Consider the following 22,966-nt stretch of genomic DNA (forward strand, 5'->3'; position numbering starts at 1 on the left):
GCGCCGCCGCGGCGGCGGCCACGGCCTGCCAGCGCGCGGCGTCGGCGGCGTCGCGGCGCAGTGCCTCACGCCACTGGCCTGCATTGGAGGGAGGGTGCACGGGCGCGTCTCCGGTATGCCGAACGGCATATTCGAGGATATGCCGCCCGGCGGATGTTGCGCAAGCCGCCGCTGCCGATACTCGCTTCGCCCCGAGACGGCATCCCCTCAGCAAACGGAGACTTCCCATGCGTCGCATCCTGTTCGCCCTGGCACTGGGCCTGACCACCACCTCCACCGCCCTGGCCGCGCCGGCGATGCACTACGACGGCCAGCCGGCGACGCCGGCCAGCAGCGCCGAACGCGAGATCGCCGGCCTGTTCGACCGCTGGAACGCGGCGCTGGCCACCGGCAATCCGCAGCGCGTGGCCGACCTGTACGCCCGCGACGGCGTGCTGCTGCCCACCGTGTCCAACCAGGTGCGCGCCAGCCGCGCCGAGATCGAGGACTACTTCAGCCACTTCCTCGCCGCCAAGCCGCGCGGGGCCATCAACTACCGCCAGGTGCGGCTGCTCGACGACGACAGCGCGGTCGACGCCGGCGTCTACACCTTCACCCTGAACAATCCCGACGGCAGCACCCGCCAGGTGCAGGCGCGCTACACCTTCGTCTACGAAAAGCGCGACGGGCGCTGGCTGATCATCAACCACCACAGCTCGGCGATGCCGGAACCGGTCGCCGCCGCCACGGCCAGCGCCGCAGCGAAGTGAACGTCGCGCCTGTCACCGCCGCCGCGGTAGTCGGGCGCACTTGAAAGCGGACTCCGGCAGCGCCATCCACACGACATCGCCGTCGCTGCCAGGAGTCCATGCCATGTTGGGAATCGGTGCCTTCAAGCAGCGCCTGCCGCGCCCGGGCGAGAGCCTGCCGGGACGCGCGCAGCCGCTGCCGCTGCACAACCGTCACTTCGTCAACGGCCATCCCTTGCGCGATGACTTCGCCGGCCTGGAGCAGGTGCAGTTCGGCCTGGGCTGCTTCTGGGGCGCCGAACGCAAGTTCTGGTCGCTGCCCGGCGTGTTCAGCACGGCGGTCGGCTATGCCGGCGGCGAGACGCCCAATGCCACCTATCGCGAAGTGTGCTCCGGCCAGACCGGCCACACCGAGGCGGTGCTGGTGGCGTTCGACCCGCAGACCGTGCGCTTCGAGCAGTTGCTGCAGACCTTCTGGGAAAGCCACGACCCGACCCAGGGCATGCGCCAGGGCAACGACACCGGCACCCAGTACCGCTCGGCGATCTACTGCACCACCCAGGCGCAGTACGAGGCCGCGCTGGCCAGCCGCGACGCCTACCAGCAGCGCCTGGACGCCGCCGGCTACGGCCCCATCACCACCGAGATCCGCTTCCCGGCGCCGCCGTTCTACTACGCCGAGGACGAGCACCAGCAGTATCTGGCCAAGAACCCGGGCGGCTACTGCGGCCTGGGCGGGACCGGGGTGAGTTGCCCGATCGGACTGGAGGCCTGAGCGAGCGCATCCGCGGATGGTGTGCGCAGGATGCTGTCGCCATCGGGGGTCACCGCGACCGCGGGTGACGTCTCGACGCGAGCCCGTTACTTCGCGGCGCGCGAATCGCGCGTGCTCGCGGCGGCGGACCGTAGCCGTGCCGCATAGCCGGACAACTGCAGCGCCTTGCGTGGCGACAGGTCGGCCTTGAGCCGAGCGATCGCCGCATCGCCGTCGCGGCTGCGGCCGAGCGCGTAGTCGGTGCGTGCCAGTTCCAGCGTTGCGCGCTGGCGGACCGTCAGATTGCCGAAGGGATCGAAGAACGAATCCACGCGGGTGCGGTCCTGCACGCCGGTCCAGCCGAATGCCAGCTCGGCTGGAGTTTCCTCGGCGAGCTGCGCGTAGCGGCGCCGCGCTTCGGCCGGTGCGAGCTGGCCGCTCAGCAGCGCCAGGCGGGTCCGCAACAGCGCCGTTTCGGCGGCCGGTGCGTCGGCGGCGTACGCATCCAGGACGCGGCTCATCCACGCCCAATCGACGTTGCCGGTGTCGGCCTGGGTGCCGAGCAGGTTGAAGGCGAGGATCGCGGCGCGCTGCGTCGCGGTGGTGGCGCGCTCGACCGCATCCGCATTGGGGCGCCCCAGCGTCGACGGCTGCACCAGCGCGATCGCCGGGTCGTGCGCAAGGATCGCCTCCAGGTCCGGTTTGTGGAAATAGCCCACCACGACCAGCACGGTCTTGCCCGGGTGCGCCAGTGCCGCGGCGCGGATGCGCTGGGCCTGCAGGAAGGTGCGGTACAGGTACAGGCGTCGCGGCAGGTCCTGGTCGGCCCGAGGCGCCGGCGTCTGCGCCCATTTCTGCACCGCGGCCACGTTCTCGGCCACATCCGCCGCGAAGAAATCGCGCTGCAACGCGGCCTTGTCGGGGAACGACAGGAAGCCCTGGAACCCCTGCTCGCGGCGTAGTTCCAATGGCGTGTCCAGATCCACGCCGAAGCCGAGTCTGGCGTCCTCCACCGGCGGCATCCAGTCGATCGGACAGAGGGCGACGGGATGCGTCGCAGCGTACGGCAGGATCACGCCCTGCACCTCGTAGGTGTATTCGTAGTAATCGCCGCGCGCCGCCTGCTCCGGCGGGCGTTCGATACAGATCGCGTCCGGCGCGAGTTGCTCCAGGAACGCCGCGAGCACGCCCGGCTGGTCGCGTTCGGAAACCAGTTGCCCCGCGTGCTCCACGCCCAGGATCGCGACCCGCGTCGGTGCCGGTGTGGCGGCCATGCCGGTGGCGCTGGCGGCGGCCAGCGCCAGCGAAAACAAATAACGCGCCATCCATCCGCGCATGCGCCTTCTCCTGTCGACGTCGTGGAAGCACCCTGCTGGCGCGCTGGCATGCGTGACCGCCGTTGCGTCACGCCCGCCAAGGGTCGATCGCGACGCCGCGCTCAGCCGCCGATGGCGTACCTCACGGTGTGTGACGACAAGTGTAGTCATGTGGCGCCGCCGCCGTCTGCATGACAGGTGGCACTGGTCGCGTTACACGAACTCGGCCGCGAACATCTGCCGCATCTGCGCGATCTGCTCCTCGCGTTCGGGGTGCAGCAGGCGCAGGCATTCCTCGGCGAAACTGACCGGGCTGGTGCCGGGGGCGGTGATCAGCCCGCCAGCGCTGACTACGCGGCGTTCCTGATAATGCGTGCTGCCGGCGTAGACGCCGGCGTGCTCGCGCAGGAAGGCTTCGGAATTGCTGGTGTGCGGGCGGCTATCGAGCAGGCCGGCGTAGGCCAGCGCCAGGGTCGCCCCACAGATCGCCGCCACGCCGCGGCCAGCCTCCAGACGCTGCAGCAGCAGTGCGCTCAGTCCTGGAATCTCGCCGGCCTGCCAGCGGTCGCTGCCGGGCAGCAGCCACAGGTCGGCGTCCAATGGCGCCAGGTCCGACAGCGCATAGGTGGGGTGCAGCTCCAGCCCGCCGATCGAGGTGATGGGCTTGCCGTCGATGCTGGCGATCTGGATCGTGTCGCCGAACCAGGCCCGCGCTGCCGGCAGGATGGTGCCGATCTCCCAGTCCGCCACGCCGTCCACCATCACCACTGCGATCGTCGCCATTGCCTTGCCTCTGCACTCGGGCGCGCAGCATAGCCCGGAAAAAGTTGCGGCCGCGCCAACGCGGCGTCGAAAGCGCCATGGGTGATACGCGTTGTGGCTGCGCCTGTTTTGGCGTTCGTGGTTGGTGCGCATCGCGCAGCGCAAGCGCCTGTAGCGACGACATCTGATCGGGCGGGAAAACGGCGGCGAGAGGCGCACCCGCTTGGCCAATTCCCCATTCCCGTTTCCCTATTCCCGGCACCCCAAGCGCAGCATCACCGCGCTTGGGGTGCCGGCTGGCACAACGCTCAGCCGGCCAGCTTGTGCCGGATCGTGTCGCGCAGCGCCTGCAGATCCTTGGCGAAGGTGTCGATGCCGCCGGCCAGCTTTTCGGTAGCCATCGGATCGGCGGCCAGGTCGGCGGCGAAGCGCTTGGCGTCGATCGGCTCGATCTTGGCGCCGTCGGCCTGGCCGGGCGAGAGCTTGCGCGGCAGCGGGCCGTGGTCGGCGTCGAGCTTCTCCAGCAGGTCCGGCGAGATGGTCAGGCGGTCGCAGCCGGCCAGCGCCTCGATCTGCGCGGTGGAACGGAACGAGGCGCCCATGACCACGGTCTGCGAACCGCGGCGCTTGAACTCGTCGTACACGCCGCGCACGAACTGCACGCCCGGGTCCTCGTCGATGGTCGCCGGGGTCTGGCCCTTGGCCACGTACCAGTCGAGGATGCGGCCGACGAAGGGCGAGATCAGGAACACGCCGGCCTCGGCGCAGGCCAGGGCCTGGGTGCGGTTGAAGATCAGGGTCAGGTTGCAGTCGATGCCGTCGCGCTGCAGCTGCCGCGCCGCCTCGATGCCTTCCCAGGTCGCGGCGACCTTGATCAGGATGCGGTCCTTGGGGATGCCGCGCTCGGCGTACATGGCGATGAACTTGTGCGCCTTGGCGATGGTGGCGGCGGTGTCGTGGGCCAGGTCGGCGTCCACTTCGGTGGACACGCGGCCGGGCACCAGCGCGCTGAGCTTGGCGCCGACGCCGATGGTCAGGCGGTCGGCGATCTCGTCGACCAGGGCGGCGTGGTCGCCGTCCTGGCCGCGCGCCCAGGCCAGCGCCTCGTCGATCAGGTCGGCATAGACCGGCAGGTCCAGCGCCTTCTTCACCAGGGTCGGGTTGGTGGTGCAGTCCACCGGCTTGAGCCGCTTGATCGCGTCGTAGTCGCCGGTATCGGCCACGACCACGGACAACTCGCGCAACTGGGCGAGCTTGGAGGGGGCGGAAGAGGTCATCGGTATCTCTCGGGAACGAGTGGGAACAAGGATAGGGCCGCGCACGTTAACGCGCTGCGCGCGCATTGTCGTCGTCGGCGCGCTGCACCGCGGTCACGCGCAGGCGCAGCGGGCGTCCGCCGGGCGCCTGCCAGTCGATCGACTGGCCCACGGCCAGGCCGAGCAGGGCGCTGCCGACCGGGGCCAGCACCGAGATGCGCGCATGCGCGGCATCGGCTTCGTGCGGATAGACCAGGGTCAGCTGATGGCGTTCGCCGTGCAGTTCGTCTTCGCACTCCACGCGGGAATGCATGGTGACGATGCCGGGGGGAATCTGGTCGGGCGCCATCACGGTGGCGCGGTCGAGTTCTGCGCCCAGCGCTTGCGCGGCCGGGTGCTGGTGCAAGGCAGGGGAGTCGAGCAGGGCTTCCAGGCGCGCGAGGTCGCGGCTGGAGACGATCAACGAGGGCGGCAGGCCGCTGTGGTGTTGCGAGGTCATGGACAGGCTCCGGTTGGATGGCACAACGAACGGAGGCGGCACCGCGCCGCCCCCGTTCCCATTGTGCAAGCAAGCCGGCGCCGATGCGACGCCTCGGCCGGTCGGCCTGTTCAGGCCACCTGGCGCGGCGCCTGGTCCGGCAGCGACGCCTGCGCCGGCAGCGTGAACAACTCCTCGGGCAGCGCACCGAACAGGTGCGCCAGTTGCTGCAGGAACGCGCCCATCGCCGAACTGCGCCGCCACAGCATGGCGATGCGTCGGCTCGGCCCGCCGTCGGGCGCGAACGGGAGCAGGCGCAGGTTCGGCGGATTGGCCACCGGCGGCTGCACCGCCAGCAGCGGCAGCAGGGTCACGCCGACGTTGGCGGCGACCATCTGCCGCAGCGTCTCCAGGCTGGTGGCCTGGAACTCGGCTTTCTCCAGCGCGCCGGACAGGTGGCACACGTCCAGCGCCTGGTCACGCAGGCAGTGCCCGTCCTCGAGCAGCAGCAGGCGTTGCGCGTGCAGTTCGTCCATGGTCAGCGGGGTCGGCCGCCGCGCCAGCGGATGCTGCTCGGGCACCGCCAGCACGAACGGTTCCTCGAACAGGAATTCGGCATGCAATTGCTCGTCGTGCAACGGCAGCGCCAGCAGCGCCGCGTCCAGCCGGCCCTCGCGCAGGCGGGTCAGCAGCACGTCGCTCTTCTCTTCGATCAGCAGCAGTTCCAGCTGCGGGAAGCGCGCGCGGATGCGCGGGATCACATGCGGCAGCAGGTACGGGCCGAGCGTGGGGAAGATGCCCAGGCGCACGGTGCCGGCTTCCGGATCCTGGCTGCGCCGCGCCGCCTCCTTCATCTGCTCGATCTCGGCGACGATGCCGCGCGCGCGGCTGGCGGCCTCGCGCCCGGCCGGGGTCAGCATGACCTTGCGCGGCGCGCGCTCGACCAGCGGCACGCCCAGTTCGTCCTCGAGCTTCTTGATCTGCGTGGACAGCGTCGGCTGGCTGACGAAGCAGGCCGCGGCGGCGCGCCCGAAATGCTTGTGATCGGCCAGCGCCACCAGGTATTTCAGATCACGCAGGTTCATCAGCGGGTTCCTCGGAACGCAGCGGCGGGAGGTGACGCAGGGTCACAGCATAGAGCGTGTGGCGCACTTGGCGACGAGACAGATGGGCGCGCGCGGTGGAGACCGCACACCCTGGTCCCGCGCCGGCAGTGCGGCGCGGGACGGGGCGGATCAGGCCGCTTCGGCGACGCTGCCGCTGGCGACCGGTGCACTGTGGCGGATCAGGTGATCGAACGCGCTCAGCGCCGCCTTGGAGCCTTCGCCCATGGCGATGATGATCTGCTTGTACGGCACCGTGGTCGCATCGCCGGCGGCGAATACGCCGGGCAGCGAGGTCTGGCCGCGGTCGTCGACCACGATCTCGCCGCGCGGCGACAGCGCCACCGTGCCCTGCAGCCATTCGGTGTTCGGCAGCAGCCCGATCTGCACGAAGATGCCTTCCAGCGCCACGCGATGCACATCGCCGCCGACGCGGTCCTTGTAGACCAGGCCGGTGACCTTCTGGCCGTCGCCCAGCACTTCGGTGCTCTGCGCGTTGACCAGGATGTCGACGTTGCCCAGGCTGCGCAGCTTGCGCTGCAGGACTTCGTCGGCGCGCAGCTTGCTGTCGAACTCGACCAGGGTGACGTGGCTGACGATGCCGGCCAGGTCGATCGCCGCTTCCACGCCGGAGTTGCCGCCGCCGATCACCGCCACGCGCTTGCCCTTGAACAGCGGGCCGTCGCAGTGCGGGCAATAGGCCACGCCCTTGTTGCGGTACTGGTCTTCGCCGGGCACGTTCATCTGCCGCCAGCGCGCGCCGGTGGAAAGGATCACCGTGCGGCTCTTCAGCGATGCGCCGTTGGCCAGCTTGACCTCGACCAGGCCGTCGGCGCCGGCCGGCACCAACTGTTCGGCGCGCTGCAGGTTCATGATGTCCACGTCGTACTGGCGCACGTGCTGCTCCAGCGCCGCGGCCATTTTCGGGCCTTCGGTCTCCTGCACGGAGATGAAGTTCTCGATCGCCATGGTGTCCAGTACCTGGCCGCCGAAGCGCTCGGCCGCAACGCCGGTGCGGATGCCCTTGCGCGCGGCGTAGATCGCCGCCGCCGCGCCGGCCGGGCCGCCGCCGACCACCAGCACGTCGAACGGCGCCTTGGCCGCGATCGCCGCCGCATCGCGCTTGGCCGCGCCGGTGTCGAGCTTGGCCACGATCTGCTCCAGGGTCATGCGGCCCTGGTCGAAGACTTCGCCGTTGAGGTAAACGGTGGGCACCGACATGATCTGCCGCGCCTCGACCTCGTCCTGGAACAGCGCGCCGTCGATCGCCACGTGCTGGATGTTCGGGTTCAGCACCGCGGCCAGGTTCAGCGCCTGCACCACGTCCGGGCAGTTCTGGCAGGACAGCGAGAAATAGGTTTCGAAGCGGTACTCGCCGGGCAGGTTGCGCACCTGCTCGATCAGTTCGGCGGTGGCCTTGGACGGATGCCCGCCGACCTGCAGCAGCGCCAGCACCAGCGAGGTGAACTCGTGGCCCATCGGCAGGCCGGCGAAGCGCAGGTGGATGTCGTGGCCGGGGCTGTTCAGCGCGAACGAGGGCGCGCGCTCGCCGCTGTCGCGGTGCACGTCCAGGGTGATCTTGTCCGACAGCAGCACAAGGTCCTCGAGCAGGTCGAGCATCTCGCGCGACTTGGCGCCATCGTCCACCGACGCGGTGATGTGGATGGGCCGGACGACCCGCTCCAGGTAGGCCTTCAACTGGGTTTTCAGATCGGCATCCAACATGGCGGACTCCTGACGTTGGGCAAAGCGAGGGGGAGGCACGCTGCCGGAGCAGCGCGCTGCGAAGAGGGAGGAGGGATGAACCGCAGCCGGCGCCGGCGGACGATGCCGGCTGCGGTTCACCCCCACCCCCGCCGCGAGGCGGAGATGGGAGCGCGGGCGGCTTAGATCTTGCCGACCAGGTCCAGCGACGGCTTCAGGGTCTTCTCGCCTTCCTTCCACTTGGCCGGGCAGACCTCGCCCGGGTGCGAGGCGACGAACTGCGCGGCCTTGAGCTTGCGCAGGGTCTCGGTGACGTCGCGGGCGATCGCGTTGTCGTGGATCTCGAGGGTCTTGATCACGCCTTCCGGGTTGATCACGAAGGTGCCGCGCAGGGCCAGGCCTTCTTCCTCGATGTGCACGCCGAAGGCGCGGGTCAGCTGGTGGGTCGGGTCGCCGATCAGCGGGAACTGGGCCTTGCCCACCGCCGGGGAGGTCTCGTGCCACACCTTGTGCGAGAAATGGGTGTCGGTGGTGACGATGTAGACCTCGGCGCCGATCTTCTGGAACTCGGCGTAATGCTCGGCGGCGTCTTCCACTTCGGTCGGGCAGTTGAAGGTGAAGGCGGCCGGCATGAAGATCAGCACCGACCACTTGCCCTTCAGGTCCGCGTCGGTGACTTCGATGAATTCGCCATTGCGGTAGGCGTTGGCCTTGAACGGCTGGACCTGGGTGTTGATCAAAGACGACATGGAGTTTCCTCGTGGTTGCAATAGGGGTCGGGGGATGGAACGAGGCTCATGATAGGGGGCGCCGATAGATCCCTCAAATCGATTGATGGAATTGAATAGATAGATTTCCTCTATCGATTCCCAAGCCTGGCTCTTTGCTGCACTGCCGCGCGAACAGCGCGTCAGCCGCCCAGGGCGCATGGGCGGCGGTCCGTTCTACCACGTTGGCTTTTCCGCGCTCGCTGCGTCATCGTGACAGCGATGAATGCGCCCACCCCCGAATCCCTGCTGCGCGACGCCTGCACCCAGGTCGAGCGCGGCGATGCCGAAGCTTTGCTGCTGCATGCCCTGCAGCGCGACCGTGCGTGGCTGTTCGCGCACGCCCGCGATCCGTTGGCGGACGAGGTGGCGGATGGGTTTCAGGCGCTGCTCGCCCGGCGAGCGCAGGGCGAGCCGGTGGCCTACCTGACCGGCCGGCGCGGCTTCTGGACCCTGGACCTGGCGGTCGGGCCGGCCACGCTGATCCCGCGCGCGGACACCGAGCGGCTGGTGGAGCTGGCGCTGGAGCGACTGGATCCGGCGCCGGGCCGGCGCATCGCCGACCTCGGCACCGGCAGCGGCGCGATCGCCCTGGCCTTGGCCAGCGAGCGGCCCCGGGCGCAGGTGCTGGCCACCGACCTCAGTACGGCCGCCCTGGCGGTGGCGCAGGCCAATGCGCAGGCGCACGGCCTGGGTAACGTCGCTTTCGCGCATGGGCCGTGGTTGGCGCCGCTGGCCGGCCAGCGCTTCGATCTGATCGCCAGCAACCCGCCGTACATCGCCGCCGGCGATCCGCACCTGCAGCAGGGCGACCTGCGCTACGAACCGGCCAGCGCGCTGGCGTCCGGCCCCGATGGGCTGGACGACCTGCGCCGGATCGTCGCCGATGCGCCGGCGCATCTGCTGCCCGGTGGCTGGCTGCTGCTGGAACACGGCTGGGACCAGGGCGCGGCGGTGCGCGCGCTGCTGGAGGCAGCCGGCTTCGCGGAGGTGGCGACGTATCAGGACCTGGAAGCGCGCGATCGGGTCACGCTGGGGCGCCAGCCGCTGGCCTGACCCGCCGGCGCCGGGGTATGGTGCGTGGGTAACGATGCCGGACATGGATGACCCGCAATGTTCACCCCCAGTCGCCTTTCGAATGCGATGCGCGTACCGCCCACGCCCGCCGTGGCACAGACGGGTGCGCGGCATGCCGAGGGTGCGTGGATCCCTGCCGGCGTGACCGCTCGTCGCAGGCCCCGTCTCAGAATCCTGCGCGCACTCGCTGTCGCTGCCATCCTCGTGGCTGGCGCGGGCTGCTCCAACGGCATCGACGTCGGCAACGATGGCGCAACCGGGCATCTGAATCCTCACCCGGTCAAACGCGACGAGGTCATCGCCACGTCCCATGCGCCGGGGCCGTGGGATGCATTCGAGGGCGCCTACATCGGATACGACGTCGTCAATAAGAAGTGCGTTCCGATGATCCCCTTCCTTGGTCAACAGCAAGTCCCCAATACCGGACTCGACGTTCCGATGACCCGCGTAGACGACCATACGTGGAAGGGGTATTTCTACCGTGATGCGCTGCAGGATGAGGATTACTTCAAGCTTGGGGTGTGCCATTGGGACGTCACGAGCGTGAGCGCCAGTGCGATTGCTCAGGGCCTAAGGTTTGCGTGGAGCGGCTCTATGGAGAAGATCCTGCGCGAAGGTGGAGGGACCAGGTATTTCAAGAAGGTCGCGTATGGGGATAAGTCCCTGGTCCCTTACGGGGCACAGGATTTCGATCCTGCTGATCCTGAAGTGCTACAGCATCCGGACGCGTATTTCTCTGTCACCCTCGCTGTCAGGGAGGCCCAGCCGTGAAGGGGATTGATCAAGCGGTTGCCGATGCGGCCAACGACGCGTATCTGAATCGTCCTCGAAGCGAGATCGCTGCAAGAAGCAGGTGCATTCAGGTGAGAGGCGCTACTGGGTTCTCGGCTTTGCCAGTGGCTCAGCTACAGGCTTCCAGTCAGTTATGTAACCAATACCTGGCGCTGCCGCATGCCGGTATCAGAGCCCGATGGCGGTTCATCAGGAAAATCCGGGCCATGGATGTGGGTCAGGATCTCACTTGTACCCATTGCGCGATGGGCAGTGGCGACATGGTTTCCAGCGAGTAAGATCGCAGTCGCAACTTGGAGTCTTGATAAAGGAGAGGTGGCGCGATGAGCGACGAAAAGAGCACGTACAGCGACAATCCCTATCGTCCACGCGCCCGCACGATGCGCGATGCGCAACTCCTGCGCGACATGGGCAGCATCAATGCGGACGTCTACGCCAGGCTCGGCGCGCTGCCGCGTGGCGGGGTGCCGATTGCGCCCTGGCGCAAGCCGAGACTGCCATTGCCACCAGACCCCACTGCCGCGCTGCCTGCGGCCTATCCCCCCGAGGACGATACGATGAAACTGCACCACCTGGCCGCTGCCGCCATCATGCCCCTGGCCGCGACCGCCGCCGGTTGTTCGAAAGGTATCGATGTTGGCAACGACGGTGCGACCGGGCATCTGAATCCGCATCCGGTCAAGCGCTACGAGGTCATCGCCACGTCAAATGCGCCGGGACCGTGGGATTCTTTCAAGGGTGCTTACATTGGATATGACGTCATCAATAAGAATTGTGTGCCGATGATGCCAGTTCTTGGCGAGCAGCATGTGCCTAACACCGGGCTCGATATTCCTATGGTCCAGGTGGATGACCACACATGGAAGGGCTATTTTTATCGCGATGCCCTGCTGGATGAAGATTATTTCAATCTCGGGGTTTGCCACTGGGATGTGACAAGTGTGGGTGTTAGCGCGATTGGCAAGGGTGTGAAATTCGGTTGGGGAGGGTTGTTGGAAAAAATCTTGCGCGAGGGTGGTGGGAAAAGCTATTTCAAGAATAGTTCTTATGGGGATCCTGCTTTGGTTCCCTATGGTGCGCTAGAGTTCCAGTCTGACGATCCCGAGGTTCTTAAAGACCCTGATGCTTATTTCCCAGTGACGATCACTGTTAAGGAAGTCAAGTCATGAAAGTCATTGATCAGGCGTTAGCTGATGCAAGTAATGACTCGTATGCCAACCGATCACAGCGTGATGTGGGCGATAACAATAGATATGTTTCTCTAGATGGCCAGGATTATAAGATATTTGGCTATGCCAGTGATCCGGCTACCGGCTTTCACGCAACTGCGTATCAAAGCGTTGCGTCGCCTCACAATGTTATTGTCGCGTACCGAGGTACTGATCCTGGTCTATTTTCAGGTAAGAGTGTTTCGGAAAAAGCGGACCACGCGCTGACGACGCTGCAGGACATCGCCGTCGATGCAAAGATGGTGCGAGATACCGTCAACGCGCAGAAGTCTGCGGCCGACGCGTTTACAGCGCAGATGATCGCCAAAGCGGCTGCGCAGGGCATCCCGAAAACCCAGATATTCGCTGCCGGCCACTCCCTGGGCGGCGCATTGGCGGAACTCCAGGCCGCCAAATATGGCCTGCGCGGCGCCACCTACAACGGCTTCGGCGCGGCGGACATGATCGATGGCCCGCCGCAGCCGGGCTTCCAGCTCACCAACTACCGCATGGCCGGCGACGTGGTGAGCGCGGCCAGTCCGCATGTCGGCAAGGTGGTGTCGCTGGCCAGCGAAGAGGACATCCAGAGCCTGCGTGCCGGCCGCTACCTGGATGCGCCGCCCGGGTCGGCGCCGCCAAACGCGCTGATCGCGATGCGGCTGAGCGACCACGGCGGCCAGCAGCACTTCAGCAGCGACAGTCCGGACAATATCCTGCAACCCCAGCGCTTCCAGGAAGCGACGCAGCGCTACGCGGCGAACAAGGACGCCATCGACCGCTTCGGCAGCGATGTGTCCTTCGCACGCGCCGAACTGTCCGAGTCGCTGCGGCAGATGCGCGGGAACGACGGGCAGGGCCAACTGTCGCCGAATCTGCGGCGGCAACTCAACGAGTACCTCGTGCTCAACGCCGATCCCGCCATTCGCGACACCATCGCGCGTGGCGCGCCCGTGCGCGGGGTTGCCGACGGCCTGCAACACGGTGCCGATGCCGTGCGCGCCGGCGGTCGCTACGTGCAAGCGCTGGACGAACGTATCGCGATCGTGGCGCGGGAGGGCGGGCGCCTTACCGCGCCCTTCATCCCGGTTGCGCCGCTGGCTGGACATGTGGTGGGCGAAGCCGCCCGTCTGCACGGTCAAGGTGCGGATGCGGCGGCGCGGTGGGTGGGCGGCGGGCTGGAATCGGCCAAAGGCGCCGTGGAGCGAGGCGCGCATGCGGCTGCCGACGCCGTGGTGGAGCGGATCCATGATCCTCGCTTCCAGGCGGGCGTGGCCAACGTCGCCAATCACATCGTCGATGCCTACGATGGCGCGCGGGTCGCGGCGCAAACCGCCACGCAGACGTATCAGCTCGGCAAGCAGGCGGTCTCCGATGGGATCGACCGGGCCGAACGTGCGGTGGCGCAAAGCTACGACGCAACCAAGCACGTGGTGACCGACGGCGTGCAGCAGGTGGGGCGCGCGGCGACCCAGGCCTACGATGCGGCCAAACACACGGTCGCCAACGGTGTGGAGCGTGTCGAGCGCGCCGCCACGCAGACCTACGACGCGACCAAACACGCGGTGGCCGAGGGCGCGGAGCAAGTTGGGCGCGCTGCCACGCAGACCTACGTTGCCACGAAGCACGCGGTCGCCAACGGGGCGGAGCGCGTCGAGCGTGCGGCCACGCAGACCTACGACGCGACCAAGCATGCGGTTGCCGATGGCGCCGAGCGTGTCGAGCGCGCTGCCACCCAGGCCTACGACGCGTCCAGGCAGGCGGTCTCGCAAGCGGCCGACAGCGCCGCGCGGATAGGCACGCAGGCGTACCAGAGCGCAAGGCAGACCGCCGCGCAGGGCATCGACGCGGCCAAGCACGTTGCTGGCCAGGCCTACGACACGCTGACCCATCCCGGGCAGTGGTTCCAGCGCAGCGCTCCGGCCCACGCACCCGCGCAGCCGCATCCGCAGGCGCCTGCCGCGACGACGCCGGCTTCCGGAGCCCACTCGGCGCCGCCGGCCGGACACGCGGCCGATCGTGCGCAGAACCTGGGCGCGCTGTCTGCGTCCGATCAGGCCATGTTCGCGCGCATCCGCAAGGACGTGCCGGCGCAGATCGACGATGCGCACGTCGCGCAGGCGATGCTCGGCGCCAAGCAGGCCGGCATCGCCGGCGCCGACAAGATCGACCGGGTGCAGATGGCCGGCGACACGCTGTGGGTGTCCGGCACCACGCCGGGCTTCCGCGCCGCCACGGACGTGGCGCAGGCCGCTGCACCGATGCACGAGACGGTGCAGCAGGCGCAGGCGTTCAACCAGCAGCGCGCGCAGCACCTGGCCATGGAAGCGCAGCAGCGGTTGCAGGACGCCCCTGGCGGCAGAGGCGCGCCGGCGATCGGTTGATCCCGACCCCGGTTGGCCGATCGGCGCTGCGCCAGGTCCGTTCGCGGCCGGCCGTTGCTGGTCAGCGCCGCTCAAGTGGCGCGCATGGGTAGAATCGCGGTTTTCCCGCAGGAGTCGCCATGCGCACGCTGTATCCCGAGATCGAGCCGTTCGACAGCGGCATGTTGCCGGTGGACGCACGGCATACCCTGTCCTACGAACAGTGCGGCAATCCGCACGGCAAGCCGGTGGTGCTGCTGCATGGCGGTCCCGGCGGCGGCTGCAACGCCAAGATGCGTCGCTTCCACGATCCGGCCAAGTACCGCATCGTGCTGTTCGACCAGCGCGGCTCCGGCCGCTCCACGCCGCATGCCGACCTCGTCGACAACACCACCTGGGACCTGGTCGCCGATATCGAGCGGCTGCGCACGCACCTGGGCATCGACCGCTGGCAGGTGTTCGGCGGCAGCTGGGGCTCGACCCTGGCGCTGGCCTACGCGCAGAGCCATCCGGAGCGCGTCACCGAACTGGTGCTGCGCGGCATCTTCATGCTGCGTCGCTGGGAACTGGAGTGGTTCTACCAGGAAGGTGCCAGCCGCCTGTTCCCCGATGCCTGGGAGCACTACGTCGCGGCGATCCCGCCGGTGGAGCGCGCCGACCTGATCTCGGCCTTCCACCGGCGCCTGACCAGCGACGACGAGGCGACCCGCCTGGCCGCGGCCAAGGCCTGGAGCGTGTGGGAAGGCGCGACCAGCTTCCTGCACGTGGACGCCGATTTCGTCGACAGCCACGAGGACCCGCACTTCGCGCTGGCCTTCGCCCGCATCGAGAACCACTACTTCGTCAACGGCGGCTTCTTCGAGGTCGAGGACCAGTTGCTGCGCGACGCGCACCGCATCGCCGACATCCCGGGGGTGATCGTGCACGGCCGCTACGACGTGGTCTGCCCGCTGGCCAACGCCTGGGACCTGGCCAAGGCCTGGCCGAAGGCGACGCTGCAGATCCCCCCGGCCTCCGGCCATTCCGCGTTCGAGCCCGAGAACGTCGACGCGTTGGTGCGCGCCACCGACGGCTTCGCCTGAGTCCGCGCGCGGCTGCATAGCGCGTTCACGGAAGGGCGGTGCTGCGCATGGCGGCACCGTCCACTGCAATGATTCAGCAGGCCAGCGCGTTGCCGGGTTCGCATCCGGCGGCGGTGATGGCGCCGGCCGCTGCGAAGGGGTGCGTGTCGAGCTGTGCCTGCTTGGTCTCGTCGGTCCACACCACGAACGATTCGAGCACGTTGTCGCCGAAGGTGGTGCTGATCGCCACGTCGGCGGCGTCGCGGCCGCGCGCGATCAGCACCCGGCCGATGCGCGGCACGTTGTGGCGTGCATCGAAGGTGTACCAGCGCCCGTCGAGGAAGGCTTCGAACCAGCCGGAAAAATCCATCGGTGCGTCCGAGACCGGGACACCGATGTCGCCCAGATAGCCGGTGCAGTAGCGCGCCGGGATGTTCATGCAGCGGCACAGCGCGATCGCCGCATGCGCGAAGTCGCGGCACACGCCGCGCCCTTCCTGCAGCGCCTGCGCGGCGCTCTTGGTGGCGCAGGCATGGGCATAGCCGAAGGCGATGCGCGTATGCACGTAGTCGCAGATCGCCTGTACCCGTGCCCAGCCGGGCGGCGTGCCGCCGAACAGCTCCCAGGCCATGCCACTGAGCAGGTCGGTCTCGCAGTAGCGGCTGCCGAGCAGGTACACCAGGGTGGCGTCGGGCAACTGCTCCACTGGGGTCTGCGCGGCGTCGTAGCGGTACTGGTCCGGCAGTCCGCTGTCGCGCACCACCGCATCGGCACGCAGGGTCAGCGTTCCGGCGGGCGCCTGCAGGCGCGTGCAGCGGTTGCCGAAGCCATCGCGATAACGGTGCAACGGCAGCGCCGGCACGCTGTGCAAGGCGGTGGCGGCAACGATGTCGTCGCGGCGGCTGTCGTGGATGTCCAGCATCGCCAGCATCGGCGTCGCCTGTGCGAACCGGTAGCGGATTTCGTAACCGAGGCGGATGAGCATGTGGGGTCCGATGCGGGGCGGGTTTCCGGTGCGGACCGGTCCAGCCCGAGCGTGCGCATGCCGCGCTCAGCTTGGCGTGAAGACCGGCGCCACGTGCTTCAGCATGCTGAGCGGCGCTACGGGCAGGGCATGGCAGACGGCCGTGGCGGCAATCAAGGCGTTGCGTACGCTGGCATAGCGTGGCGGGCCGCAGAGGTCTGACGTGCGCGGTCGCTGCCGCGCGTTGCCGCGCCATCGGCGGTGGATCGGCTTCACCAACGACCGGCCAGCAGGGCCTCCGTCAACACGTGCAGTTTGGCCGAGCGTTGCCGTGATGGCGGATAGATCAACGACAGCGTGCGGCTGCGGCCTTCGAACGCCTGCAGCACACGGTGCAGGCGCCCGTCGGCCAGTGCATCGGCCACCGCGAAATCCATCACCTGCACGATGCCCATGCCGGCGATGGCGCCTTCCACCAATGGATCGCCGTGGTCGAACACCATCCGCGCCGGCGGCGCGAAGCCGCAGCGTTGTCCATCCTGCAGGAACTGCCAGTTCACCAGGCGTCCGCTGCGCGGATTGCGGATGGCCAGGCAGGCGTGATCGCGCAGCGCGTCGAGATCGGCGGGTGCGTCGCGTGCCGCCAGGTAGGCGGGACTGGCGACGGTCACCCAGCGCAGCGGCCGCAGCGGCCGTGCGACGATGCGCCTGTCGGCGATGGGGCCGGTGCGCAATGCGGCGTCGAAGCCTTCCTCGATCAGGTCGACCAGGCGGTCGCTGAGCACGGTTTCCACGCGTAGCTGCGGGTGTTGCGCCAGTAACGGGGCCAGCAGCGGTATCAGCACCTTGCGACCGAACATCGACGGTGCGCTGATCTTGAGCGTGCCGGACGGCGTGCAGGCGCGGTCCGCCAGTTGCCGCTCGGCGTCGTCCAAGCCGCACAGCAGCGGCGCTACCTGCTCGACGAACTGGCGTCCATCCGGAGTCAGCCCGACATTGCGGGTCGTGCGCTGCAGCAGCTTGACGCCCAGCGCCGCTTCCAGCCTGCCGATCGCGCGCGACAGCCCGGATTGACTGACACCGAGCTGGCCAGCGGCGACGGTGAAACTGCGCGCCTCCGCCACCTGCACCAGCATGCGCACGGCATTGAGATCCATGCCTTTGCTATTCATGCAAAAAATCATGACACATATGAAGAGGCAAGGATTTATCGACGATGCCGCATCAATGACACTGGCGGTTCTCCCCTAAGCACCCGATGCCGATGCATGCACTCTCCCATCCGCGCAGGGCGTTGGCGCTGCTCGCCACCGCGCAATTGCTGATCGCCCTGGACGCCACCATCATCTTCGTCGCCCTGCACGACATGGGTCGTGCGCTGCAGATCGACGCGCAGCGCCTGCAATGGGTGGTCAGCGCCTACACCGTGGCGTTCGGCGGTTGCCTGCTGCTCGGCGGCCGCGCCGCCGATCTGCTGGGGCGGCGCCGCTTCTACCGGCTGGGCATGCTGCTGTTCGCGCTGGCCTCGTCGCTCGGCGCGCTGGCGCCCAGCGCGGTGCTGCTGATCGTTGCGCGGGCCGCGCAAGGCGTGGGCGCGGCATTGCTGTTTCCGGCGACGCTGGCCTTGATCAACACCCTCTATGCCGAGGGCGCGGCGCGCAATCGCGCGTTGGCGATCTGGAGCACGGCCAGCGCGGTGGGGCTGGCGCTGGGCACCTTGCTGGGCGGCGCGCTGACTCAGGCCTTCGGGTGGCCGGCGGTACTGGCGGTCATCGTGCCGCCGGCCATCGCCTGCGCGGCGGCGGCAGGGCGGTGGTTGCCTGCGGATGGCCCGCGCGCGCATGGCCGCACCTTCGACCTGGCAGGATGCGCCACCGTGACCACCGGCGGCAGCCTGCTGGTCGCCACCTTGGTGCAGGGCCCGGAATGGGGCTGGAGCGCGCCGGCCACGCTGTCCTGCCTGCTGGCATCGGCGGTGCTGCTCGCGGCGTTCGTGTGGATCGAACAGCGTAGCCGCGATCCGTTGATGCGCTTTTCGCTGCTGTGTCTTCCCGGTCTGCGCGCCGCACTGGGCCTGACGTTCGCGTTCATGAGCAGCTACGGCGTGCAGTACTACTTCCTGGCGCTGTACTTTCAGGACGGCTATGGCTGGAGTCCGTTGCAGGCCGGCATGGCGTTCCTGCCGCCGACGGTGGTCTGCGCCTTCGGCATCCGCATCGCCGAGCGCTTGCTGCAGCGGCGTTCGCCGCGGCAGGTGCTGGCCTGGGGATTCGGCGCGGGTGCGCTGGGCATCGCCGCGGCGACCGTCGCATTGCCGCACGGCGCGGGCTACTGGCCGTTGCTGCCGGGCATCGTCCTGCTCAGTGTGGGGCAGGGCATGAGCTGGACGGCGATGTGGGTGGTGGCTGGCCAGGGCGTGCCGGCACAGCAGCAGGGCGTGGCGTCGGGCATGGCCGCCACCGCGCAGCAGATCGGTGGGGCGGTGGGCCTGGCGGTACTGGTGATGGCGGCCAATGCGGCGCGCGGCGCGCAACCGGCCGCCAGTGCGGCGGCGCTGGATGGATTGGTGCAGGCGCAGTACGGTGCTGCGCTGTTCGCGGTTCTGGGCGTGGCCATCGCGCTCCGCCTGCGTGACCCGCGCAGCGCGTGCGGTGCAGCGCCCTGCCTGTCGCGCTAGGCATGACCGATCGGCCGGACCAGCGTCCGCCTCGGCTTACTCCAGCGCCAGCAACTGCGGCTGCAGCGCGCTGAAGATCCGCGCCAGCCGCTGCGCCCAGGCCTGCTGGCCGGCGGCATCGGCGATCAGGTCCTGGCGGATCTCCAGTTCCACATGCGGCAGGCCGCGGCCTTCGCCGTGCACGGGCACCGCGTAGTCGCTGCTGTCGCTGACCGCGTACGGCGCGTTGTCGCCGACCAGCAGGTCGTCTTCCGCGCGCAGCGCCTGCAGCAGCGCGTGGGCGAAGCGGGTGTCGCGGTGATACAGCACGCCGGCATGCCAGGGCCGCGGCACGCCGTCCATCACCGGGGTGAAGCTGTGCATCATCACCAGCACGGTGGGGCGCGCGGCGGCGCGGCGTGCGTCCAGTTCGGCGGCGATGCGTGCGTGGTAGGGCGCATGCACGGCATCGATGCGCTGCTGCCGCTGCGCCGCCGTGAGTGCGGCGTTGCCCGGCACCACGGTGCGGTCGCTGACGGACGGGATCAGTGTCGGCGAGGCGAGCGGGCGGTTGCAGTCGATCAGCAGCCGCGAGTAGGTCTGTTCGATCGCCCAGGCGTCGAGCAGCGCGGACAGCGCGCGGGTGGTGCCGGCGATCCCGATGTCCCAGCCGATGTGCCGGTCCAGTTCCGCCTGCGCCAGGCCGAGGCCGTGCAACGCGCGCGGCACTGCCTGTCCCGCGTGATCCGCCAGCAGCACGAACGGCGATGTACCGTGTGGTCGGTGGATGCTGAACACCGGCGGGTCGTCCGCGCCCAGCAGCGGCGGCAATGCGTGGCTGAGACCCTCAGCCACGCGGCGTGCCGTCGAGTTCGTGTTCGATCATCCACAGCCCCGCCCACAGCTTCGCGTCCAGTGCGTAGCCTTCGCCCATCTTCTGCACCAGCCATGCGGCGGCGCGCGTGCGCGGCACCGAATGCACGGTGATGTCCTCGCTGGCGTCGCCGCCGCCGTTGCCGACCTTGCGCAGGCCGCTGGCGCGCACGAAGGCGATCTTCTCGTTGCTGGCGCCGGCCGAGGTCGGGCCGATCAGCAGCACCTTGGCGTGCTCGGCGGTCCAGCCGGTTTCCTCTTCCAGTTCGCGCACCGCCGACGCCTCGATCGATTCGCCGGCATCGATGTCGCCGACCAGGCCGGCCGGCATCTCGATGGTGCGCGCCTGCAGCGGCACGCGGAACTGTTCGACGAACAGCACTTCGTCGTCCGGCGTGACCGCGACGATGATCGCGGCCAGGCCGCCGGCGTGCACGCGTTCGGAATACTCCCAGGTGCCGCGCACGACCATGCGCTGGTACTTGCCTTCGTAGACGACGCGGGGCGGGGAATCGTGGCGGGGCATGGGCAGCTCGCAAGATGGCGGAGGAAGAAGGCGCGGTCGCGCACGGCGCGGTCCGGCGATGCGGTGCAGTGTAGAACGTGCGCTGTGTTTTTTTGATGCGCGCCAGGTCGTGCCCGGGGTCGCTGGCGCCGCGCGAGTCGCTCGGCGCCGGTCGCGACGGCACGGTGCAACCGGCACAGCGCGTGCGAGGGCGTGCCTGCTTCGTGCAGCGGCATCGCCTGCCCGTGGCGAAGGCCAGCGCTCAGCCGGCCACAAACTCCAGGCCGGCCGCCTGCAGCAGGCGGCGTCGGGTCAGCGGCCCGAAGCGCAGCGCCTCGCATAGGCCGTGCAGCATGTCGGCATCGGCCGCACCGCGGGCGAAGTCCGCGCTGGCGGTGTGCAGCGGCGCGTCCAGGGCGATGGTGGTCAGCTGCCGCCACAGCAGCGCGTGCTCGCGCTGCTCGCGCAGGCGCACGGCCATCTGCGCAGCGCCGCGTAGGCGCAGGAACGCCACTTCGTCGACCCGCGCCAGCAGCGTGTCCAGGTCGCCGAAATGCGCCAGCAGGATCGCCGCCGACTTGGCGCCGATGCCGGTGACGCCGGGAATGTTGTCGATCGCATCGCCGGTCAGTGCCAGGTAGTCGGCGATCTGGTGCGCATGCACGCCGTGGCGCGCCTTGACCCCGGCCGCGCCCCAGCGCTGGCCGCGGCCGTAGTCCCATTGTTCGTCGAACTCCAGCAGTAGCTGCGACAGATCCTTGTCGGCGGACACGATCACGCCGTGGAAACCGTCGCCGCGCGCACGGTGCAGGGCGCTGCCGATCAGGTCGTCGGCCTCGTAGTCGTGGTGCGCCAGCACGCCCAGGCCCAGGGCCGCGCACAGCGCCTTGCAGTGCGCGAACTGGCGGCGCAGCGCGTCCGGCGCCGGCGCGCGGTTGGCCTTGTAGGCGGCGTACAGGCGATGCCGGAAGCAGCTGTCCAGCGCTTCGTCGAAGGCGATCACGATGTGCTGCGGTCGCTCGCGCTCGAGCAGGTCGAGCAGGAAGCGCGCGAAGCCGTGCACCGCATTGGTCGGCCAGCCCTGTGCGTCCTGGAATTCGTCGGGAATCGAATGCCAGGCGCGGAACACGTACAGGCTGGCGTCGACCAGGTACAGCGGCCGCGACAGGGGCAGGCCTGCGTTCACGGCGTCCAGTCGCTGAGCAGCGCGCGTGGGTCCGGCCGCTCACGCTCCGGCACGTCGAGGCGGGCGGTGCCGATGTGGATGAAGCCGGCGACATGCTCGTGTTCGGCCAGGCCCAGCCGCGCGGACACCGTTTCGTCATACGCCATCCAGCCGGTCAGCCATTGCGCACCGAAGCCGTAGGCCTGCGCGGCCTGCAGCAGCGCGAAGCACACCGAACCGGCGGTCATCCACTGTTCGATTTCTGGCACCTTGTGCCCGCGCTGCAGGCAGGCGATGACCGCGATCACCACCGGCGCATGCGCGAAGCGTTCGCGATCCTTCTCCACCGCCGCCGGCGCCGCGCCGGGATCGCGCTGCAGGGTGCGCGCGGCGAGGAGGTCGCCCAACGCCTGACGCGCCGGGCCGGCGATGCGCAGGAAGCGGAACGGCACCAGCTTTCCGTGATCGGGGACACGCACCGCCGACTGCAGCATGGCCAGCAGCGTTTCCGCGTCCGGTCCCGGTTCGCCCAACTGCTTGGATGGCACTGAACGGCGCGCATCCAGCGCTTGCAGCGAATGAATTGTGCGCATAGTCTCGATTCCGTGGGGCGGGCGCGGAATTATAGTCGGGCGCTCGCAGGCGGCAGCGGATGCCGCAGTTACACGGACAATCACGTTGCGTTGCTGATCTGCCGCTAGCTTCCGAATTGACGTCGGTCTCACTGCTGCCTGCGTATCACACTGCCATGACCCTTGCTGAATACGCTGAAGAGTTGTCGCCCAGCCGCAACGCGGATCTGCTCGATCAGGTCCGGGATGTGGTGTCGGTTCCGCTCGCCGGCGCTTTCGGCGAGGTGCTGGATGTGCTGGCCGAAGCGCTGTTCCGCATGGCCGAGCGCGCCGGGCCGACCCAGAACGATTATTTCGAGGCGATCCAGCTGCTGCGCCAGCAGCGCGAGCCGATCGCCGCGCGCTTCCGCGCGCACCTGGCCCAGGCCTGGCAGGCGCTGGAAGCCGGCCGCCCGCTGTCGGTGGAGCGCAGCCTGGCGCGCGAGCGCGGCGACCTCAGCCTGGTCTCGGAACAGGAACTGGACGTGCGCCTGGCGGTGCGCAACCTGGCCGGGGCGATCCAGCACCGCTGGCGGCCGGAGCTGATGCGGCTGAACCGGTTCCTCGGCTTCATCGCCGGCGGCCAGCGCATCGATGCCGACAACAACCCGTTCGGCCCCGAGCACGTGGGCGCGGCGGTGTATGCGGCGCTGCACGGACTGGTGCTGGCGCCGCAGGTGCAATTGGCGATCGTCAAGATCTGCGAGCAGGAACTGCAGGAGCGCGTCGGCGAACTGTATGCGCAACTGGAGCAGCGCCTGAACGAGGTCGCGCGCGCCCGCGCGCTGCCCAGCGGGCGCCCGCGCCGCCGCGCCATCCCGCGCCT

Annotated in this window: 22 protein-coding genes and 1 pseudogene; 9 read left to right on the plus strand and 14 right to left on the minus strand. The window is 68.8% G+C overall.

The features are described 5' to 3' along the window. Nucleotides 1-100: pseudogene (locus tag D588_RS28365) on the minus strand (DNA-binding response regulator); the annotation flags it as partial. A gap of 127 nt (nucleotides 101-227) precedes the next feature. Between D588_RS28365 and D588_RS0104310 the strand changes: the two are divergent. Further along, nucleotides 228-749: an SgcJ/EcaC family oxidoreductase gene (locus tag D588_RS0104310; protein ID WP_017915099.1), complete on the plus strand. Its 522-nt coding sequence runs from the start codon at nucleotides 228-230 to the stop codon at nucleotides 747-749. Between the two features lie 103 nt (nucleotides 750-852). Further along, nucleotides 853-1,503, plus strand: a complete 651-nt coding sequence (gene msrA / locus D588_RS0104315) for a peptide-methionine (S)-S-oxide reductase MsrA (RefSeq protein ID WP_017915100.1) — start codon at nucleotides 853-855, stop codon at nucleotides 1,501-1,503. 86 nt (nucleotides 1,504-1,589) lie between these two features. On the opposite strand, the gene D588_RS0104320 is transcribed toward msrA, so the two are convergent. The 7 genes from D588_RS0104320 to ahpC form a co-directional block, all read right to left on the minus strand. Beyond that, entirely contained in the window at nucleotides 1,590-2,819 is a 1,230-nt protein-coding gene (locus tag D588_RS0104320; protein WP_026143365.1) for a hypothetical protein, read from the minus strand. A gap of 192 nt (nucleotides 2,820-3,011) precedes the next feature. Then, nucleotides 3,012-3,581, minus strand: a complete 570-nt coding sequence (locus tag D588_RS0104325) for a type 1 glutamine amidotransferase family protein (RefSeq protein ID WP_017915102.1) — start codon at nucleotides 3,579-3,581, stop codon at nucleotides 3,012-3,014. Between the two features lie 287 nt (nucleotides 3,582-3,868). Continuing rightward, a complete protein-coding gene (gene tal, locus D588_RS0104330; RefSeq protein ID WP_017915103.1) occupies nucleotides 3,869-4,837 on the minus strand; it encodes a transaldolase in 969 nt (322 codons plus the stop codon). Between the two features lie 46 nt (nucleotides 4,838-4,883). Then, nucleotides 4,884-5,315 carry a nucleoside diphosphate kinase regulator gene (rnk, locus tag D588_RS0104335; RefSeq protein ID WP_017915104.1) on the minus strand — a complete coding sequence of 144 codons (432 nt, stop codon included), beginning with the start codon at nucleotides 5,313-5,315 and terminating at the stop codon, nucleotides 4,884-4,886. 110 nt (nucleotides 5,316-5,425) lie between these two features. Further along, on the minus strand, nucleotides 5,426-6,379 hold the full coding sequence (locus D588_RS0104340) for a LysR substrate-binding domain-containing protein (protein ID WP_017911310.1): 954 nt from the start codon (nucleotides 6,377-6,379) through the stop codon (nucleotides 5,426-5,428). 150 nt (nucleotides 6,380-6,529) lie between these two features. Beyond that, entirely contained in the window at nucleotides 6,530-8,122 is a 1,593-nt protein-coding gene (gene ahpF, locus D588_RS0104345) for an alkyl hydroperoxide reductase subunit F (RefSeq protein WP_017909223.1), read from the minus strand. A 161-nt stretch (nucleotides 8,123-8,283) separates the two neighbouring features. Beyond that, nucleotides 8,284-8,850 carry an alkyl hydroperoxide reductase subunit C gene (gene ahpC / locus D588_RS0104350; RefSeq protein ID WP_026143367.1) on the minus strand — a complete coding sequence of 189 codons (567 nt, stop codon included), beginning with the start codon at nucleotides 8,848-8,850 and terminating at the stop codon, nucleotides 8,284-8,286. A gap of 240 nt (nucleotides 8,851-9,090) precedes the next feature. Here ahpC and prmC point away from each other — a divergent pair, with 240 nt between their 5' ends. From prmC to pip, 5 genes are all read left to right on the plus strand, one after another. Beyond that, nucleotides 9,091-9,924: a peptide chain release factor N(5)-glutamine methyltransferase gene (gene prmC / locus D588_RS0104355; RefSeq protein ID WP_017915106.1), complete on the plus strand. Its 834-nt coding sequence runs from the start codon at nucleotides 9,091-9,093 to the stop codon at nucleotides 9,922-9,924. Between the two features lie 57 nt (nucleotides 9,925-9,981). Beyond that, entirely contained in the window at nucleotides 9,982-10,716 is a 735-nt protein-coding gene (locus tag D588_RS23985) for a hypothetical protein (RefSeq protein WP_017915107.1), read from the plus strand. 344 nt (nucleotides 10,717-11,060) lie between these two features. Then, nucleotides 11,061-11,906, plus strand: a complete 846-nt coding sequence (locus D588_RS28135) for a hypothetical protein (protein WP_193312711.1) — start codon at nucleotides 11,061-11,063, stop codon at nucleotides 11,904-11,906. Continuing rightward, entirely contained in the window at nucleotides 11,903-14,326 is a 2,424-nt protein-coding gene (locus D588_RS27130) for a hypothetical protein (RefSeq protein ID WP_026143368.1), read from the plus strand. Before D588_RS28135 ends, D588_RS27130 begins: the two co-directional genes overlap by 4 nt. 119 nt (nucleotides 14,327-14,445) lie before the next feature. Further along, a complete protein-coding gene (gene pip, locus D588_RS0104370; protein WP_017915109.1) occupies nucleotides 14,446-15,387 on the plus strand; it encodes a prolyl aminopeptidase in 942 nt (313 codons plus the stop codon). Between the two features lie 73 nt (nucleotides 15,388-15,460). Here the strand turns inward: pip and D588_RS0104375 are convergent, their stop codons facing one another. Together D588_RS0104375 and D588_RS0104380 are read right to left on the minus strand one after the other, a co-directional pair. Continuing rightward, on the minus strand, nucleotides 15,461-16,351 hold the full coding sequence (locus D588_RS0104375) for a transglutaminase family protein (RefSeq protein ID WP_017915110.1): 891 nt from the start codon (nucleotides 16,349-16,351) through the stop codon (nucleotides 15,461-15,463). Nucleotides 16,352-16,602: 251 nt separating this feature from the next. Next, nucleotides 16,603-17,487 (minus strand): LysR family transcriptional regulator, encoded by an 885-nt coding sequence (locus D588_RS0104380; protein ID WP_017915111.1) that lies wholly within the window; start codon nucleotides 17,485-17,487, stop codon nucleotides 16,603-16,605. Between the two features lie 107 nt (nucleotides 17,488-17,594). Here D588_RS0104380 and D588_RS0104385 point away from each other — a divergent pair, with 107 nt between their 5' ends. Beyond that, nucleotides 17,595-19,007: an MFS transporter gene (locus tag D588_RS0104385; protein ID WP_026143369.1), complete on the plus strand. Its 1,413-nt coding sequence runs from the start codon at nucleotides 17,595-17,597 to the stop codon at nucleotides 19,005-19,007. 36 nt (nucleotides 19,008-19,043) lie between these two features. Here the strand turns inward: D588_RS0104385 and D588_RS0104390 are convergent, their stop codons facing one another. The 4 genes from D588_RS0104390 to D588_RS0104405 form a co-directional block, all read right to left on the minus strand. Then, on the minus strand, nucleotides 19,044-19,841 hold the full coding sequence (locus D588_RS0104390; protein WP_026143370.1) for an N-formylglutamate amidohydrolase: 798 nt from the start codon (nucleotides 19,839-19,841) through the stop codon (nucleotides 19,044-19,046). After that, on the minus strand, nucleotides 19,834-20,385 hold the full coding sequence (locus D588_RS0104395; protein WP_017915114.1) for an NUDIX hydrolase: 552 nt from the start codon (nucleotides 20,383-20,385) through the stop codon (nucleotides 19,834-19,836). The genes D588_RS0104390 and D588_RS0104395 overlap by 8 nt, the downstream gene beginning before the upstream one ends. A 241-nt stretch (nucleotides 20,386-20,626) precedes the next feature. Further along, a complete protein-coding gene (locus tag D588_RS0104400) occupies nucleotides 20,627-21,550 on the minus strand; it encodes a 5'-3' exonuclease H3TH domain-containing protein (protein ID WP_017911350.1) in 924 nt (307 codons plus the stop codon). After that, a complete protein-coding gene (locus tag D588_RS0104405) occupies nucleotides 21,547-22,122 on the minus strand; it encodes a nitroreductase (RefSeq protein ID WP_017915115.1) in 576 nt (191 codons plus the stop codon). The genes D588_RS0104400 and D588_RS0104405 overlap by 4 nt, the downstream gene beginning before the upstream one ends. Before the next feature lie 155 nt (nucleotides 22,123-22,277). On the opposite strand from D588_RS0104405, the gene D588_RS23990 reads away from it, so the two are divergent. Continuing rightward, on the plus strand, nucleotides 22,278-22,966 hold a 689-nt coding region (locus tag D588_RS23990), incomplete at its 3' end, for a DUF1631 family protein (RefSeq protein WP_232764220.1).

Origin of the sequence: Xanthomonas sp. SHU 308 (assembly GCF_000364645.1) — a bacterium.
In the GTDB taxonomy this organism is placed as follows: Bacteria; Pseudomonadota; Gammaproteobacteria; order Xanthomonadales; family Xanthomonadaceae; genus Xanthomonas_A; species Xanthomonas_A sontii.

Coding starts and splice junctions, on each gene's coding strand:
- D588_RS0104310 (WP_017915099.1), top strand. CDS start 228: ATGCGTCGCATCCTGTTCGCCCTGGCACTGGGCCTGACCACCACCTCC.
- msrA (WP_017915100.1), top strand. CDS start 853: ATGTTGGGAATCGGTGCCTTCAAGCAGCGCCTGCCGCGCCCGGGCGAG.
- D588_RS0104320 (WP_026143365.1), bottom strand. CDS start 2,819: ATGCGCGGATGGATGGCGCGTTATTTGTTTTCGCTGGCGCTGGCCGCC.
- D588_RS0104325 (WP_017915102.1), bottom strand. CDS start 3,581: ATGGCGACGATCGCAGTGGTGATGGTGGACGGCGTGGCGGACTGGGAG.
- tal (WP_017915103.1), bottom strand. CDS start 4,837: ATGACCTCTTCCGCCCCCTCCAAGCTCGCCCAGTTGCGCGAGTTGTCC.
- rnk (WP_017915104.1), bottom strand. CDS start 5,315: ATGACCTCGCAACACCACAGCGGCCTGCCGCCCTCGTTGATCGTCTCC.
- D588_RS0104340 (WP_017911310.1), bottom strand. CDS start 6,379: ATGAACCTGCGTGATCTGAAATACCTGGTGGCGCTGGCCGATCACAAG.
- ahpF (WP_017909223.1), bottom strand. CDS start 8,122: ATGTTGGATGCCGATCTGAAAACCCAGTTGAAGGCCTACCTGGAGCGG.
- ahpC (WP_026143367.1), bottom strand. CDS start 8,850: ATGTCGTCTTTGATCAACACCCAGGTCCAGCCGTTCAAGGCCAACGCC.
- prmC (WP_017915106.1), top strand. CDS start 9,091: ATGAATGCGCCCACCCCCGAATCCCTGCTGCGCGACGCCTGCACCCAG.
- D588_RS23985 (WP_017915107.1), top strand. CDS start 9,982: ATGTTCACCCCCAGTCGCCTTTCGAATGCGATGCGCGTACCGCCCACG.
- D588_RS28135 (WP_193312711.1), top strand. CDS start 11,061: ATGAGCGACGAAAAGAGCACGTACAGCGACAATCCCTATCGTCCACGC.
- D588_RS27130 (WP_026143368.1), top strand. CDS start 11,903: ATGAAAGTCATTGATCAGGCGTTAGCTGATGCAAGTAATGACTCGTAT.
- pip (WP_017915109.1), top strand. CDS start 14,446: ATGCGCACGCTGTATCCCGAGATCGAGCCGTTCGACAGCGGCATGTTG.
- D588_RS0104375 (WP_017915110.1), bottom strand. CDS start 16,351: ATGCTCATCCGCCTCGGTTACGAAATCCGCTACCGGTTCGCACAGGCG.
- D588_RS0104380 (WP_017915111.1), bottom strand. CDS start 17,487: ATGGATCTCAATGCCGTGCGCATGCTGGTGCAGGTGGCGGAGGCGCGC.
- D588_RS0104385 (WP_026143369.1), top strand. CDS start 17,595: ATGCATGCACTCTCCCATCCGCGCAGGGCGTTGGCGCTGCTCGCCACC.
- D588_RS0104395 (WP_017915114.1), bottom strand. CDS start 20,385: ATGCCCCGCCACGATTCCCCGCCCCGCGTCGTCTACGAAGGCAAGTAC.
- D588_RS0104405 (WP_017915115.1), bottom strand. CDS start 22,122: ATGCGCACAATTCATTCGCTGCAAGCGCTGGATGCGCGCCGTTCAGTG.